Origin of the sequence: Halomonas campaniensis (assembly GCF_002211105.1) — a bacterium.
In the GTDB taxonomy this organism is placed as follows: Bacteria; Pseudomonadota; Gammaproteobacteria; order Pseudomonadales; family Halomonadaceae; genus Vreelandella; species Vreelandella campaniensis_A.
Window position 1 is genome coordinate 89,653 of the sequence record NZ_JPUA01000026.1, and the last position, 15,515, is coordinate 105,167.

Sequence of the window (15,515 nt, forward strand, 5' to 3'; positions counted from 1 at the left end):
GCTCCGACGGTCAGAGAGATAACCCAATGAATGACTATGAGCGTATCGAAAAAGCCATGGCCTATATGGTGGCCCATGCGGCGGAACAGCCCAACCTGGAAACGGTGGCTGCTCATGTTCATTTGAGTGCCTTCCACTTTCAGCGGCTATTTTGTCGCTATGCGGGGATTAGCCCCAAACGCTTTTTGCAGGCACTCACCTTAGAGCGCGGCAAGCAGTTGATGCAGTCGTCCACTTCTTTGTTGGATATCGCCCATACCCTTGGGCTGAGCGGTGGCTCGCGGCTTTACGACCACTTTGTTCAGTTAGAGGCGGTCACGCCCGGTGAGTATAAGCGCCAGGGCGAAGGAGTGGAGATCGCTTATGGCGTTCACGAAACACCATTAGGTCGCCTATTCGTCGCGGTAACCCCCCGGGGTATCTGTCGAATGGGCTTTGTCGATACGACTAATTCGGAGGAGTTACTAGCAAGGTTGGCGAAAGAGTGGCCGCGCAGCACCTTTCAACATAGCACTGAGGCCACCTGCTACGCGGTGGAGAGGCTGTTCTCTCAGTCCGAAGAGGGGGACGCCGCTGTGTCGTTGCATGTCACCGGCACCAACTTCCAAATAGCGGTTTGGCGAGCGCTGCTAACGATTCCCGAGGGGCAATTTGCTAGCTATTCCCACATTGCCCAGGCGCTGGGGGCACCTAAATCGTCCCGTGCAGTGGGCAATGCGGTGGGCGCTAATCCCATCGCGCTATGGATCCCCTGCCATCGGGTGATTCAACAAAGCGGCGCACTTGGTGGTTACCGCTGGGGCTTAGAGAAAAAGCAGATGGTACAAGCCTGGGAGCTGGCGCTGGCTCACCCAGACAACGCAGCGCTCGCCCCCAGTCTAACGACCTAATCAATCAGCCCATAAGCATCAAAAAACGGGAAAGGGCCAGGGTAGCGCTCGATAAACCCTTGGTGCGTCACCATACCGTTAGTTGCTGACCACTGGTGCATCAGGTAACCGGGGGGCTCTAGCTGAAAACTGGAGGGGCCGTCTGGCGTGAGATCCAAGCTTACCTGGTGGGAAACCCCTGGGCAGCTAATCGCCAAGGTGTTAGCAAAGCGAGCTTGGATCGAGCGGTGTAAGTGCCCACAGAGCACGCGCTCGACCTGGGTATGTTTGCCAATGACGTCGGCTAGTGCGTCTGGTCGCTTCAGCGGCTGGCGATCCATATGGTCGATGCCACTAACAAAAGGGTGGTGATGCACCATGATCAGAGTCGGTTTTTCGGGCTGCTCTGCCAGGGTGGTGTCTAGCCACTGCAGACTTTCATCGCTTAGCTCACCGTGGGGCTTACCGGGCACTGATGAGTCGAGCCCCACTAAGCGCACCGGGTAGTCATCCACGACCCACTGTAAATAGTCGCGGTGCTGAAACAGATAACTGTGTTCCGGAAAGGCGGCGCGCAGATGTTCGCGGTCATCATGATTGCCAGGGATCAAGTACACAGGCAGCGTTAATTCAGCCAGGATCTGCTTAAAGGTGGCGTACTCGTCAGGATGGCCAAAATCAACCAAATCACCGCTAATCAGCACCAGGTCGGGCCGCGGCGCTAGCTGATTGAGCGTGCTGATTGCTTGCCGCAGCGCACTGGCGGTATCTACCTGGCGGTAAGAGAGCTTCCCGCCCGCCTTGATATGCGGATCGCTAATCTGGGCGATAAGACATTGCTGGGCATGAGGGGCTTTCTGAATGTTTAAACCTTGATCAGCCATTGGCCATCTCCTTGGCATTAACAGGGGGAGTGGGCTTATCTGGATGAAAAAGCACGCTAGAGGGAAGTGCCAAACCAATGGCAGTGCCGTTTGGCCAGCGCTGGCGGGAGGGTGCCTCAACCTGGAGTGGCGAAGCGCCGCCGGTGTCCACCATCAAGCGTTGGGTCTGGCCCAGGAAAATGCTCTGTACCACCTTGCCTGTTACATCGGCCTGGTCAACGGAAACCACCTGAATGTCTTCTGGGCGACAGTAGACAGTGGATACACCCCGCAAATGTGAGGCTCGGAGTTCACCGCCATGGACAACCAATCCTCCATTGGCATTGGCGCGTGTGCTAATCACGTCCAGGCAGTTAACCGCGCCAATAAAATCGGCCACAAAGGCGTTGGCTGGCTGATGATAAATCTCTTGGGGGGAACCCAGCTGCGCAATGCGTCCGGCTTGCATTACCGCGATGCGGTCACCTAACGCCATCGCCTCGTCCTGGTCATGGGTGACGTAAACCGCCGTAGTGCCTAATTCACGTAGCAGTTGGCCAATTTCGATGCGTAATCGGTCGCGCAGTTTGGCGTCGAGGGCTGCTAACGGCTCATCAAAAAGCAGCACCTTGGGGCGAACAGCAATCGCACGGGCGAGAGCGACGCGCTGCTTTTGGCCACCGGAGAGGGCATCGATGCGCCGCTCCCCAAGGCCTTGTAGGTCGACCATGCGCATGACTTCATCAAGCCGATGGGCGATCTCGGCACGCGGCAAACGCTGTATCTTGAGCCCGTAGGCAATATTGTCGGCAACGCTCATATTGGGAAATAGCGCGTAGTTTTGAAACACCATTCCCACGTCGCGCTTCTCAATCGGCAGAGCGGTGACATCGCGCTCACCAAACTGCACTTGTCCGCCTTTGTCGGGGCTTTCCAGGCCGCTAATAATGCGCAGGGTGGTGGTTTTACCGCAGCCGGAAGGGCCCAGCAGTACCAGGGTTTCGCCCGCATGAACCTGCAAGTCAAGCGGCTGTAGCGCTGTATTGCCGCCAGCAAAGGTGCGGCTGCATTGGTTGAGCGTAATGCTGACAGATGAACTCATCACGGATCTCTACTTAAGTGTTGAATGCTGTACCTGGGAAACCGCTTAGCGGCGCTGCTCGGTGAGTCGGCCCGCCCACTGAATCGCCACCAGCAAGGGCACCACCATCACCAGAAATATCAGCGTGTAGGCTGAGCCAATTTCCAGGCGCATCGAGGCGTAGCTGTCGGCTAAGCCGACCGGTAGCGTTTTGGTCAAGGGGGTGTGCAGCATCCAGGTAATGTTGAATTCGCCGATCGATAAAGTGACTACCATCAGCGCTCCCGCCAAAATGCCGCTCATACAGTTGGGGATGACCACCCCGAAAAAGCGTTGCCTAAAGCTGGCGCCTAAGCTGGCGGCGGCTTCTTCAAGTTGGGGAAGCTTGGCGGTTTGCATCACGGAGAGCACCGCGCGCACCATAAAGGGCAATGTAAACAGCACATGGCCAACAAGAATAAATAGCCAGCTGCCGCGAAATTCGCGGTAGCTGCCATAGGCGAGCAGTAGGGCAAGCGCGGTGGCCAGCCCAGGCACGGCAACCGGCAGCAGTAGTAGTTCTTCAATCGCGTTGGCCCAGCGGCGACGGCTGCGCAGCAGGCCATAGGCGGCGGGTACGCCAATCAGGATAGTGATCAGCAAGCAGGCTAGCGCCAGTTTAATCGACAGCCAGATGGTATCGGCGTAGAGCTGCCATACCTCGTTTACCCAGCGCAGGGTCAGACCGCTCTCAAGGCCGACAAAGTAGTTCTCGGTTAGCCCCGCCATGACCGACATGGCGACGGGCACAATCATGAACAGGCACACCAGCAGGGTGAAACTGAGTTGCAGCGTGAAGCGTAGGCGCGATTTCATACTGAAGCTCCCAGATTGCCACCTGCCAGCCTGCGAGCAAGGCTTAACGCCATCCAGGTGATCACACCCAGCACCACCGAAAGCGCGGCGGCCATGGCAAAGTTAGCGTAATTGGTGAATTCGCCGTAGATATTGAGTGGAAGAATGCTTAAGCGTGTGCCCAGGGTAAACGCCGTACCAAAGGCGCCCATGCTGGTAGCAAAGCAGATGGCACCGGTTGAGAGTAGCGCGGGTGCAATGCCGGGCACGATAACGTCTTTGATGACCTGCCAAGTGTTAGCGCCTAACGAGCGGGCTGCCTCTTCAAGGCTTTGATCCAGATTGTCGCAGGCAGCCATTACCGTGGTGATCACACGAGGAATGGAGAAGTAGAGGTAGCCAATAAAGAGCCCGGCCAGAGAGTAGGCAAACATCCAGCGCTCGCCAAACAGCCACAGGCTGGTCTGCGCCAAGGCGCCTTGGCGTCCCCCCAACATAATGACCAAAAAGCCCACCACCACGCCTGGAAAAGCCAGCGGAAAGGTGAGGATAGCTACGAGTATGGACTTGCCAAAAAAACGCTGACGGGCGAGAAAAAATCCGGCAACGCCCGCAATGGCAACCGCTACCAGTGACACTACCAGCGAGAGACCAACGGTGGTCGCTAGACTAATTAAGTACTGACGATGGGTAAGAATAGTCAGGTAGGCGCTAATACCGCTGCTTGGATCAGCCTCGGCGCCCATCATGATCAGACGCGAAAAAGGCAGTAGCCAAAAGGCGCAGAAAACCACCAGTGCTGGCAGTAAGGCAAACAACGCGATAAGGCTTTTTCGTCGCACGGGCCCCACCATGATCTGATGAGTATTGACGTAAGAAGCAGCCCCGGAGGGCTGCCTGGATGCCGCTGTCATGATTAACGAACCTCCGACAGATACCGCTCAGAGAAGCTACGTTGAGCAGCCGCCATAGCGGGGTAGTCGAGTGCTTCGGCGCGGGCATACTCGCTATCGGGCAGAAAGACTTCGCGGGCTTCAGGGGAAATAGCGCTGGCGCGCACAGGGCGTAGGTAAGCATCAGCCCATACCGCTTGGCCTTGATCAGAGAGCACGAAATCAAGCACTTGCTGGCCGTTCTCAGGGTTAGGGCCATCTTTTACCAGGCTCATAACGTAGGGCACTACCACGCTGCCCTCTTCGGGAATCACAAACTCTACATTGGCGCCATCGCTATGGCGTGCGCGGTAAGCGTTGAAGTCGTAATCGAGAAGAATCGGGATCTCGCCAGAAAGCACCCGTGCATAGCTGGTTTGCTTGGGCACAATCGGGTCGTTTTCGGCGAGCTGGTTGAAGTAGTCGATCGCCGGGGTGAAGTCGTTAAGATCGCCGCCCATGGCTAGGTTGACCGCCACGGCACCAACGTAACCGACAAAGGCGCTGGCGGGGTCAAGGTAGCCCACCATGCCGCGATACTCGGGCTTGAGCAGATCTTCCCAGGAAGTGGGCACCGGCGCGCCATCCAAGGCGTCGACGTTGACCATAAAGCCGAGGGTGCCGGAGTGAATGGCAAACCAGTTGCCTTCGGGGTCTTTTAGACCTTCAGGAATCTCATCCCAGTGTTCGGGCTGGTAGGGCGTCACTACGTCCTCTTCCATGGCTTGAATGCCGAAGGTCACCCCGTAGTAAACGACATCGGCCACCGGACTAGCCGCTTCAGCGACCAATTGGGCTAAGGATTGGCCGGAGTTTTTGTTGTCTTGCGGCACGTGAATGCCGGTCTCCTGTTCGATCAAACGCAGCTGAGTGCCCCAGTCCGCCCACTCTGGTGGGCAGTTGTAGCAGATTGCGTTGTCGCTTGACTGGGCAGTAGCAGCCCCTGACGCACTGATAACCGCCGTGGCCAGTAACGCTTGATAAAGACGCTTAAGGTTCATGCGTTTAAGACTCATACTGTGTTCCTCTAGGAAGTGCTTGACGTGGACTTACGGGATGTCGGGATTCCGACACTTTCGCCCTGACGCAGTGCGTGGGGCAGGGGAGCAGGTGTGCATTCTTCTCCCCGAATCATGGCTAGCAAGGTGTGAACCGCAGTACGCCCAATATCGGCGCGAGGCTGCTCAATGGTGCATAGCGACGGGTAGAGGTGCTTGCCTAAGGCAATGCCGTCAAAACCCATTACAGAGAGGTCGCCAGGCACGTTAAAACCTGCGCGTTGCAGTTCGCCCATCAGGCTGATGGCGAGCAGATCATTGGTACAAATCACTGCGCTGAGAGCCTCTGGTCCTTGCAGTGCAGTCATCAGGATTTTGAGGTCGGCTTGGGTATGGCGAGCCATCTCAACCAATGGGCGGGCGATCAAGCCGGCCTCGCCCATAGCGTGGCAGTAACCGTCAAAGCGCTGCTGGGCGCGGTCTGACTGCAGCAGTGGGCCAGCGACCATGCCAATGCGCTGGTGCCCTAGAGTGATTAAATGTCGCGTGGCATCAGCGCTGGCGGCGCGGTTATCGACACCGATGGAGGGGAAACCACTATTGCCGGGTGGGTTGTAGACCAGTAAGCAAGGCGTCTTTTCCAAACGCAGCTTCTCCAGCACGGCGCTGTTATCCGCTTCAGCCACGGTAAGTACTAAGCCGTCCACGCGCTGGCGCAGCATCTCCTCAACAATGTCACCCTCGCGGCTGGGCGAGTAGTCACTGGTGGTAACGATCAGTGAGTAACCAGCCGCTCTGGCTGCTACTTCCATAGCTTGTAGCTGCTCGGCAAACACCGGGTTATCGAGACTGGGCACCATCACGCCAATCATTTGCGTGGCTTGTGAGCGTAGCTGCTGAGCGACTTTATTAGGCCTAAACGCCAGCTGCTGGGCAGCGTTAAACACTTTTTCACGCGTCGCTGGGCGTACCAAATCGGGGCTTGAAAAAGCCCGTGCTGCGGTTGCCCGGGAAACCCCGGCGAGTTTGGCCACACTGAGTAAATCTGCCATGGGAATACCTGTTATTAATACAATGAGATCGATCTCATTTATCAGGTATCAGCCTAAAGACGGCATATGACGAATTGATGGCGATAAAAAGTAATTTTGATTATTAAAGGAATTAGGGTGCTTGAGCGGAGACTGAACACATTGCGCCACTTAGCGCCGCCCGCTAAAGTCTTGCTCTTGTTAACCTGGGCGAGACCACTTTATGGCCACACTGATGATTCAAGGCACCACCTCGGATGCGGGTAAAAGCACCGTGGTGGCAGCCCTTTGCCGCGCGCTGGCAAGGCGTGGGATATCAGTGGCGCCGTTCAAACCCCAGAACATGGCACTGAATAGCGCCGTGACCGAAGATGGTGGCGAGATTGGACGCTCCACTGCGTTGCAGGCCCAGGCCTGCTATTTGGCACCTCACAGCGATATGAATCCGGTACTGCTAAAGCCAGAAACCGATCGCGGCGCTCAGGTGATTCTGCGCGGCAAGGTACATGGTCATATGGATGCCCTCGATTACCACGCTTTTAAACGCACCGCTAAAGAGAGCGTAATGGCCGCGTGGCAAGCGTTAGAAAGCCGCTTTGATGTGATTATCGCCGAAGGTGCGGGCAGCCCGGCCGAAATCAATTTGCGTAAAGGCGATATCGCCAATATGGGCTTTGCCGAAGCGGTAGATTGCCCGGTATTACTGGTGGGCGATATCGACCGTGGCGGTGTTTTTGCTCAGTTGGTGGGTACGCTGGCGCTGCTAAGCGAAAGCGAGCAGGCGCGTACCAAGGGTTTTATTATTAACCGCTTTCGCGGTGATATTGCGCTGCTCAATCCTGGGCTTGAATGGCTGGAGGAGCGCACTGGAAAGCCCGTATTTGGCACGCTGCCTTACTTGCAGGGTCTGGTACTCGATGCCGAAGACAGCATTGGTTTAACCCACGCTGAAAAGGCCAATGAAACGCTTAAGGTGATCGTTCCCGCGCTGCCGCGTATTAGTAACCACACCGATTTTGACCCTCTACGGTTACATCCTCAGGTCTCGTTGTCGTTTATCCGGGCCGACCAGCCAATTCCTGCCGCCGATGTGATTATGCTGCCCGGCAGTAAAAGTACCGCAAGCGACCTGGCGTGGTTAAAACGGCAGGGCTGGGATAAAGCCATTCAGCGCCATCTGCGCTATGGCGGCAAGATATTGGGTATTTGCGGTGGCTTCCAAATGCTGGGTGAGTGGGTAGATGACCCTGACGGTCTGGAGGGAAAACCTGAAAAAGTAGCGGGATTAGGGCTGTTGCCCCTTACCACCCGCATGGTAGCGGGTAAGCAGCTGCGCAACGTGAGTGGCTTAACCGTGGCAGAGGGCGCTACCGTTACCGGCTATGAAATCCATAACGGCGTAAGCGATGGGGCTGCGCTTAGATCGCCACTATTTGATTTAAACGGACGCCCAGAAGGCGCCGTTAGCAAAGATGGCCAAATTATCGGTACTTACCTGCACGGACTATTTGATCATCCGGAGGCCTGCCAAGCATTGTTAACACAGTTGGGCCTTTTGAATGGGGAGCAAAGTGATTACCAAGCCCACCGCGAGCGTGAGCTCGATCGTTTGGCCGATATGTTGGAAGAGCACATTGATATTGAGGTGGTTATGGCGCTGATTGAGACTGGCGCAATGAAAACTGTTAAATAGATTCTTTGACCCAGTGCTCCAGCAGTAAATCAATAAATAGCTGTGCGGTACTTGAGAGACTGTGGGTATTGCTGCGCACAAGACCAATGGAACGCTGAATGCGCGGCTCAGGCAGGTCTCTTGAGCACAACGTGTCGTGATCTGGCCCAGGCATGGTCATACGCGGCAAAATTGCCACCCCTAAGCCTGACTCCACTAAACCCAAAGAGGTCGACAAGTGCTGAACCTCATAAAAACTGTTTAAGTGGATACCCTCTGCCGAGAGCGCATTATCCAGCAACGTGCGGTTACCACTATCGCGGCTTACGGTGATGAGACGAACATCTTCTAGATCGCTCCACTCAATCTGCTTTTTGCTCGCGAGTGGATGATCCGAGCGTAGTGCCAATACAAAAGGGTCTCGCAGCAGCGGGGTAAAGCGCACCTCGGAGCTTTGCGCGCTGATCATGTTGATGCCGAAATCCGCCTCGCCATTAATGACTTTTTCCAGCCCCTCGTTGGCGCTGACATCCAGAATTCGGATGCGAATGCCCGGCCAAGCCTCGCTAAACACACGAATGACACTAGGCAAAAAGTAGAATGCCGCGGTCGGTAAGCAGGCAATTGTCACGGTTCCTTTTTGGTGCGTGACCAACTCCCGAATTCCCAAAATAGAGGACTCGTACTCCTCAAGCATACGCCTGGCCCGGGGCAAAAAATCTGCCCCAATAGGCGTCAGTCGAGTACGCCTGGTGGTTCTCTCAAGTAGTTCAACTTCAAGGAGTTCTTCCAGCTTTTGGATACGGCGGGTGAGGGCCGGTTGCGACAAATGCAAGCGCTGAGCCGCCTCATGAAAGGTGCCTAGTTCAGCGACTAAAATGAACGCATGAAGGTCAAGAAATTCGAGTCTATGCAGCATGGGATTGTTGCGCAAAAAAAGTGGATTAATAACCAAAACACATTAATGCAAGAATCGTATTTATAGCAATCTATATTTGCATTTGAGACATTAAAGATTGGCTGACATTCTCCGTGCATACAGTCATCGCGAACTATGGCGGAACGATATGAACAGCATTCCTTGTGTCATTATGCGGGGCGGCACCTCTCGAGGCCCCTTTATTCGCATGAAAGACCTGCCCAATGACCAGGCGCAGCAGGCAGACATCCTGCTTAGCTTGATGGGCTCCGGGCACGCGTTACAGATCGATGGTATCGGGGGCGGCGACCCGCTCACCAGCAAAGTGGCCATTGTGGAGCGCTCGTCACATCCTGATGCCGATGTTGACTATCTGTTTGCGCAAGTGGATGTAGTGAATAAGCGTGTCGACTTTAACCCTAACTGCGGCAATATGCTCTCTGCCGTCGGGCCCTATGCTATAGAGACGGGGCTGGTAGAGCCGCAAGACGGTACCACCGTGGTAAAAGTCCATAACTTAAACACCCAGCGGCTGATCGAATGCCATGTCCCTACACCGGGGAAGCAGGTGCAGTACGAAGGCAGTGTCACCATTAGCGGCGTTCCGGGCAGTGCTGCGGGCATCCAGCTTAGCTTTTTAGACATCATGGGCAGTAAAACAGGTCACCTGTTACCTACGGGAAACGCATGCGATGAGATAGCAGGGGTTGAGGTGAGCTGTATCGATGCGGCCACCCCGATTATGCTGCTGCGCGCTGAGTCGGTCGGATTAACCGGCCATGAATCGCCTGCTGAGCTGGATAATAACGCGGCCTTGTTAACCCGCTTAGAAACCCTGCGTCGGGAAGCGGGGCGGCGGATGGGAATGGGCGATGTTAGTCACAGCGTGCTGCCCAAGGTGGTGCTGATCTCAGCGGCTGAAGCGGCATCGCACACGCTGAATGTTCGCTATTTTGTGCCTCATCGCTGCCATAAAGCGATCGCCGTAACAGGGGCGATGGCGGTGGCGGCGGCGATTAACGTGCCGGGCTCGGTGGCCAATCAAATGGCCATGAGCACTCAGAAGCTTCCCGCTGGGCAACTGCTATCACAGATTGTGTTAGAGCATCCTTCTGGCTCTATTGAGCTAACGGCAGAGTATCGCCAACAGAATGCGTTTGACCTGGCGCGCGTATCGCTTATTCGAACGGCTCGCAAAATTATGAGCGGGCAAATTTTTTATGCGAGCCCTTCAAAGGAAGTGGGTCATCACGCTATCGAAACCGTTGATTGAATCACGCTACCACTACTAACAACCGACAATAATCAATAACAGGAGTATCGCCATGACCATCTTGAAGCACACACCGCTTAACACATTCAAGAAAGCGCTACTTGTCGTTGCTTGTTCCACGCTGGGCGCTATCAGTGTGAATGCCCAAGCTAACGATGTGAGCGTGCCCGACACTATCCACTGGACTATTCCGTTTGGGGTAGGCGGTGGAACCGATGTGTGGGCACGCTTCTTCTCTACCTGGATGAGTGACCATATTCAAGGTAACCCTACGCTAGTCATTGATAACGTGCCCGGCGGTGGCTCCATTAATGGCAGTAATCTGTTCGCTATGCGGGCTGCCTCGGATGGCAGTCAATGGATAGGCACGTCTGCTTCTACCCAGTACCCCGCTATGCTACAAGACCGCCGAGTACGTTATAGCTACGACGATTGGACACCGATTTTAGCGACCCCCACCGGCGGCGTGGTGTATGCCCAACCTAGTCTGGGCGATAGCGCAGAGGAGGTGCTGAACGCGGTGACCAACCAGCGCGTTAAATTTGCCGTGCAAAGCCATACAGGGCTGGAACTGCCGGTATTGATTGCGCTTGATCTGCTGGGTGCTGATGTACAGGCCGTTTCTGGCATGCGTAGCCGTGGAGAAGGGCGGTTAGCCTTTGAGCGCGGCGAGGCGGATATCGACTTCCAAACCACCTCTGCCTATTTCAGCAGCGTGGAACCTCTGGTAGAGAGCGGACGAGCGGTGCCGCTGTTTTCCCTGGGCGTACTCAACGACAGCGGCGAGATCGTTCGTGACCCTGCCTTCCCTGACTTGCCGACCTTCAATGAAGTTTACGAAACCCTTCATGGCTAAGCCCCCAGCGGCCCCGCCGCCGAGGCGTATCGCAAATTCTTTGCCTCAGGGTTCACGCTGCAAAAACTGATTCTGCTGCCTAGTGACGTGCCAGCTGATCTCATTCAGGAGTATCGCGAAGCGGCACAGCGTTTTGTGGACACAGAAGCGTTTAAAGATGCAGCGATGATCCAGCTTGGCCCCTACACGCCGGTGGTCGGTAAGGTCGTCGAGCAGCATCTGCAGGAGGCCATGTCACTTGATGATGACACGCGACAGTGGCTGGTCGAGTGGCTGTTAGAGCAGCACGGTGCCCGTATTTAACACGCCAGTTAACACAAAAAAAGCACTGCTTAAGCGGTGCTTTTGGGCTCCCTTACACTAAACAACATAAGAGCCATGACAATGATAGATGTCTTATTCTCCAGTTTGGGGCAGTTATTTACTGTTCCCCATATGCTGTACATGGTGCTCGGTGTCCTGATTGGGCTGATTGTGGGCATCATCCCTGGCCTTGGCGGCATTGCCGGTATGTCGCTTCTGTTGCCTTTCCTCTATGGCATGGAGCCTTCTGTCGCCCTGGGTATGCTGATGGGATTGGTGGCGGTGATACCTACTGGCGATACATTTGCCTCTGTACTGCTCGGCATTCCAGGCTCTAGTGCTTCCCAAGCCACCGTGGTGGATGGCTTTGCGTTGGCGAAGAAAGGACAGGCTGCGCGAGCGCTTTCTAGCGCGTTCTTGTCGTCAATGCTGGGCGGCCTGATCGGTGCGCTGGTGCTCACGGCCTTTATTCTCATCGCCCGGCCTGTTGTGCTGTCGTTTTCTTCATCAGAGCTATTTATGTTGACGCTGCTAGGGCTCTCCATGGTGGCGGTGCTTTCTGGTAAGGATGTTTTTAAAGGCATTGCCGCCTGCGGCGTTGGCTTATTGGTCGGCACCATCGGCATGGCTCCAGCTACCGGCGAGTTCCGGCTGCCGTTTGAAATTGACTACCTCTATGACGGGTTGCCGTTAGTGGTGGTCGGTTTAGGTATTTTCGCACTGCCCGAAATTATTGATCTATTGGTGAAGCGTGGCGCGATTGCCGAACAGCCCTGCCAACTAGGTAAAGGTTGGAAAGAAGGGGTAAAGGATGTGGCCAGAAGGCCTGGATTAGTGGCCCGCTGCGCGGGGATTGGCAGCTTGATGGGGACTATTCCTGGCTTGGCGGGCTCGGTGGTGGATTGGCTCACCTATGGCCACGCGGTACAGAGCGCCAAAGATAAATCGCAGTTTGGAAAAGGCGATATTCGCGGCGTGATTGCGCCGGAGTCTGCTAACAACGCCTGTGCCTGCGGGGCGATGGTGCCAACTTTACTGTTTGGGATACCCGGTTCGGGTACGGCGGCGGTGTTTTTAGGTGGATTGCTTCTGCTTGGCCTTCAGCCCGGTGTCAGTATGTTAGAGACGAACCTCGATCTGACATACACCATTATTTGGTCATTAGCGCTGGCTAATATTTTAGGCGCGGCGCTTTGTTTAGGGTTAGCTAGGCCCGTGGCCAGCTTAACCCGGGTGCCATTCGTGATTTTAGCGCCGCTGATCACCATCTTGATCCTCTTCGCGGCCTATCAAGCGACGCGTTCGCTGGGTGATCTATTTGCACTCGGCATTATTGGCGCGATTGGCGTGCTGTTTAAGCAGGCAAACTGGTCTCGTCCCGCCTTTTTGATTGGCTTTGTGTTAGCACCCGGTGCAGAAGCCTACTTCTATCAAGCCGCTCAGTTTCAAGGTGCAGAAGCCTTTATGAGACCTGGGGTACTGATTATTGGTGCACTGATTGCGGCATCATTGATTGTTCCTCCTTTACGCAGCTACCTGCAAAAGCGCCGCCCAACCGAGAGCTCTGCTAAACATGCGCTTCAAGAAGAGGTGGCGCCGCTGTCGCTGGGTGTGATCGATGTGGTATTGCTGGGCAGCCTGTTAGCGGTGGCTGGATATATGTGGTGGGCGTTTGCTGACCTTTCCATGCTAGGGGGCATCATGCCGAGGCTGGCAATTGCCATTATCGTGGCGGCGTGTCTGATGGAAATCATCAGAACGGTTATCAAACCGATGAAGTGGCAAATTCAGACATTACGCCAGCAGTTCTTTTGGGTGGCTGGCTTCTTCGCTTTGATAGGTGGCGTGATGGTGTTCGGCTTCCTGTTTGCCGCCGCGGTGTTTTGCCTTGGATTCTTACTGGTGGTGGCGCGTATGAAGCCCATGGCTGCCGTGGGTTTAGCGGCTGGCGTGACACTCTTCTTAATGGGGATGGCGAATCTGTTAACGCTTACCTATCCCACAGGGATGTTGGCTGGGTTATAAAAATGACTGCCTCTAAACAAACACAAAAAGCCATTAAATTGGCTTTTTGTGTTTAAAGAAATTACTGTTTTGCGCGTTTCGCCATCACAGTGATTTCAATACTGCTTCCTCCGTAGAGGTTAGGGGATTCGGTGCAGGTGCGGGCAGGGTAGCGGCCAGGTTCAAAGTACTCCGCGTAAACAGTGTCCATGTCTTGGATAGCGTGTAGATCCGTGAGGTGGATATCCACCCGCACTATATCCGCTAAGCTGCCGCCTTCCATTTCAAGCATGCGCGAGAGTGCACGCATCACAAGGCGAGTCTCCTCTTTAACGTCGCCCCGGGCTGCGTGGCCGTTAGAGAGATCGCCAACGGTCAGTCCTGAAATAAACACATAGTGATCATCGACGACCATGTGGCTACCAGGGAAGCTTGGTGTGGGCATGGTAGGGTCATTCATAAAGGTGGGCATACTAGCTCCTTCTAGGTGATGTTCACGCTTACAGTTCACTTCGACAGATTGTTAACAGTAGTGTTCAGTATCAGTAAAAATGAATGGACGTCGCGGTGAGGCACGTCGCGCTGTCAAAACGGTGATGTTTGCTCTAGGCTTGCGGGTTTTTAGTCGCTGAGGATGATTCAAATGAAGGTCGTACACGTTAACGCAGAGGCCCAGCGCAACGCCTGTCTGGCACGATTATGCGCTGAGGTTTACGGACAAGAGGCGGGTCTTACGCCGCTGGTCGTGTTCACCGGCACCTGCAGTGTGTTCTTTCCGCAAGAAGCCGCGCGGTTATTCGCTGCTGTTGACGGCCAGGGTAAACCTCAAGCGCTGGCACTACTAGTGCTGGACGAGGAGGGCGAAGGCATGACGGTGACCCACGCCTGCGCGCTTGACCAGGCAGATGCTCACCAGCGGTTAATCAGCGAACTTACTTTGAAAGCGCCGCTACGTGTCGAAGTGGATAACGCCGAACAAGAAGCGTTCTATCAAAAAAGTGGCATTAAGCGCTGGTTTGGTGGGGCGGGTGGAAAGCGCATAGGCCTAGGCGCACGCCATCCTGCTAAAAGCGTTAGCGAACTGGCACCCACCTTAGCTTTGGATGAAGCGCTCATTTTACGCCGCTTTAAACATGACCCTAAGGCGTTTGAGGCTGCCAAGCAGGCCTTTTTGAAAGGTTTAAACGATTTTCCGCAGTCGCTTTAATAGCCCTTGGGAAACGCTGCGTTCCAGTTTGTGCAACCAAGTTGCACGTTGTTGCCATGTTCTTTACGTGTTGCCCCGATAAAATAAGCATCACGACTAGCTTATTAAAAGAAGGGAGAAGCTGCATGGCATTACCGATAATGGATAACAGTCAACGTTACGGTGCGATTAGCCGCTTGTTGCACTGGGGGATGGCGCTACTGTTTGCTTGGCAGTTTACGAGTGCCACGGCGCACTGGCTTTTTCCGGACACACCCTTTGAAGAGTTCTTCTGGGGAACCCATTACCCAGTGGGTGTATTGCTACTGACCTTAGTCGTACTGAGAGCGATATGGGCGTTAGCCAATGCGTCGCGTCGCCCGCCATCGGTGAGCGTTATGGCAAAACTGGGCCATCTTGCACTCTATGGCTTGATGATCGCAATTCCGACGATTGCGCTTATTCGTCAGTACGGTTCGGGCCGTTCGCTTGAGGTGTTTGGAATTAATCTGATGTCAGGTTTTGAGGGCGAGGAGATCACCTGGATGACGGATCTCGGCGGTTTGCTCCATGGTGAGCTGGGCTGGACACTGCTAGCGCTGATAGTAGGGCACATCGTGATGGCCATTTTGCATCGCAAGCTGACTCACCACGACGTGCTGACGCGCATGGCTAGATAATAGCCGGATAATTA

General features: G+C 54.9%; 16 protein-coding genes. 8 read left to right on the forward strand and 8 right to left on the reverse strand.

Annotated features, from left to right (window positions below; genetic code table 11):
- The first annotated feature begins 26 nt into the window (after nucleotides 1-26).
- Entirely contained in the window at nucleotides 27-890 is an 864-nt protein-coding gene (locus JI62_RS09230; RefSeq protein ID WP_088699882.1) for a bifunctional transcriptional activator/DNA repair enzyme AdaA, read from the forward strand.
- Here JI62_RS09230 and JI62_RS09235 read toward each other — a convergent pair.
- The 6 genes from JI62_RS09235 to JI62_RS09260 are packed head-to-tail and all read right to left on the reverse strand — an operon-like array spanning nucleotide 887 to nucleotide 6,629.
- On the reverse strand, nucleotides 887-1,753 hold the full coding sequence (locus JI62_RS09235) for a phosphodiesterase (protein WP_088699883.1): 867 nt from the start codon (nucleotides 1,751-1,753) through the stop codon (nucleotides 887-889). The genes JI62_RS09230 and JI62_RS09235 overlap by 4 nt on opposite strands.
- Nucleotides 1,746-2,834, reverse strand: a complete 1,089-nt coding sequence (locus JI62_RS09240) for an ABC transporter ATP-binding protein (protein WP_088699884.1) — start codon at nucleotides 2,832-2,834, stop codon at nucleotides 1,746-1,748. Before JI62_RS09240 ends, JI62_RS09235 begins: the two co-directional genes overlap by 8 nt.
- Nucleotides 2,835-2,879: 45 nt before the next feature.
- Complete coding sequence (locus tag JI62_RS09245) at nucleotides 2,880-3,668, reverse strand: ABC transporter permease (RefSeq protein WP_088699885.1); 789 nt, start codon at nucleotides 3,666-3,668, stop codon at nucleotides 2,880-2,882.
- On the reverse strand, nucleotides 3,665-4,561 hold the full coding sequence (locus JI62_RS09250; RefSeq protein ID WP_088699886.1) for an ABC transporter permease: 897 nt from the start codon (nucleotides 4,559-4,561) through the stop codon (nucleotides 3,665-3,667). Before JI62_RS09250 ends, JI62_RS09245 begins: the two co-directional genes overlap by 4 nt.
- A gap of 2 nt (nucleotides 4,562-4,563) precedes the next feature.
- The gene (locus tag JI62_RS09255; protein ID WP_088699887.1) at nucleotides 4,564-5,595 is read right to left on the reverse strand and encodes an ABC transporter substrate-binding protein; all 1,032 of its coding nucleotides are present in this window, start codon (nucleotides 5,593-5,595) and stop codon (nucleotides 4,564-4,566) included.
- Nucleotides 5,596-5,606: 11 nt separating this feature from the next.
- On the reverse strand, nucleotides 5,607-6,629 hold the full coding sequence (locus tag JI62_RS09260; RefSeq protein ID WP_088699888.1) for a LacI family DNA-binding transcriptional regulator: 1,023 nt from the start codon (nucleotides 6,627-6,629) through the stop codon (nucleotides 5,607-5,609).
- A 202-nt stretch (nucleotides 6,630-6,831) separates the two neighbouring features.
- Here JI62_RS09260 and JI62_RS09265 point away from each other — a divergent pair, with 202 nt between their 5' ends.
- Nucleotides 6,832-8,301, forward strand: a complete 1,470-nt coding sequence (locus JI62_RS09265; protein ID WP_088699889.1) for a cobyric acid synthase — start codon at nucleotides 6,832-6,834, stop codon at nucleotides 8,299-8,301.
- Here JI62_RS09265 and JI62_RS09270 read toward each other — a convergent pair.
- Complete coding sequence (locus JI62_RS09270) at nucleotides 8,294-9,199, reverse strand: LysR family transcriptional regulator (protein ID WP_170938520.1); 906 nt, start codon at nucleotides 9,197-9,199, stop codon at nucleotides 8,294-8,296. The two genes, JI62_RS09265 and JI62_RS09270, sit on opposite strands and share 8 nt — an antisense overlap.
- A 148-nt stretch (nucleotides 9,200-9,347) precedes the next feature.
- Between JI62_RS09270 and JI62_RS09275 the strand changes: the two genes are divergently transcribed.
- From JI62_RS09275 to JI62_RS09285, 4 genes are all read left to right on the forward strand, one after another.
- Entirely contained in the window at nucleotides 9,348-10,472 is a 1,125-nt protein-coding gene (locus JI62_RS09275; RefSeq protein WP_088699890.1) for a 4-oxalomesaconate tautomerase, read from the forward strand.
- Nucleotides 10,473-10,524: 52 nt separating this feature from the next.
- The gene (locus JI62_RS09280; RefSeq protein WP_240513194.1) at nucleotides 10,525-11,328 is read left to right on the forward strand and encodes a tricarboxylate transporter; all 804 of its coding nucleotides are present in this window, start codon (nucleotides 10,525-10,527) and stop codon (nucleotides 11,326-11,328) included.
- 87 nt (nucleotides 11,329-11,415) lie between these two features.
- On the forward strand, nucleotides 11,416-11,631 hold the full coding sequence (locus tag JI62_RS22880) for a hypothetical protein (protein ID WP_240513195.1): 216 nt from the start codon (nucleotides 11,416-11,418) through the stop codon (nucleotides 11,629-11,631).
- A gap of 81 nt (nucleotides 11,632-11,712) precedes the next feature.
- Entirely contained in the window at nucleotides 11,713-13,656 is a 1,944-nt protein-coding gene (locus JI62_RS09285; RefSeq protein ID WP_088699891.1) for a tripartite tricarboxylate transporter permease, read from the forward strand.
- A gap of 61 nt (nucleotides 13,657-13,717) precedes the next feature.
- On the opposite strand, the gene JI62_RS09290 is transcribed toward JI62_RS09285, so the two are convergent.
- The gene (locus JI62_RS09290; protein WP_088699892.1) at nucleotides 13,718-14,107 is read right to left on the reverse strand and encodes a RidA family protein; all 390 of its coding nucleotides are present in this window, start codon (nucleotides 14,105-14,107) and stop codon (nucleotides 13,718-13,720) included.
- A 171-nt stretch (nucleotides 14,108-14,278) separates the two neighbouring features.
- Between JI62_RS09290 and JI62_RS09295 the strand changes: the two genes are divergently transcribed.
- Nucleotides 14,279-14,842 carry a hypothetical protein gene (locus JI62_RS09295; protein WP_088699893.1) on the forward strand — a complete coding sequence of 188 codons (564 nt, stop codon included), beginning with the start codon at nucleotides 14,279-14,281 and terminating at the stop codon, nucleotides 14,840-14,842.
- Between the two features lie 125 nt (nucleotides 14,843-14,967).
- Nucleotides 14,968-15,501, forward strand: coding sequence for a cytochrome b (locus tag JI62_RS09300; RefSeq protein ID WP_035579912.1), 534 nt, complete (start codon nucleotides 14,968-14,970; stop codon nucleotides 15,499-15,501).
- Nucleotides 15,502-15,515 lie beyond the last annotated feature (14 nt).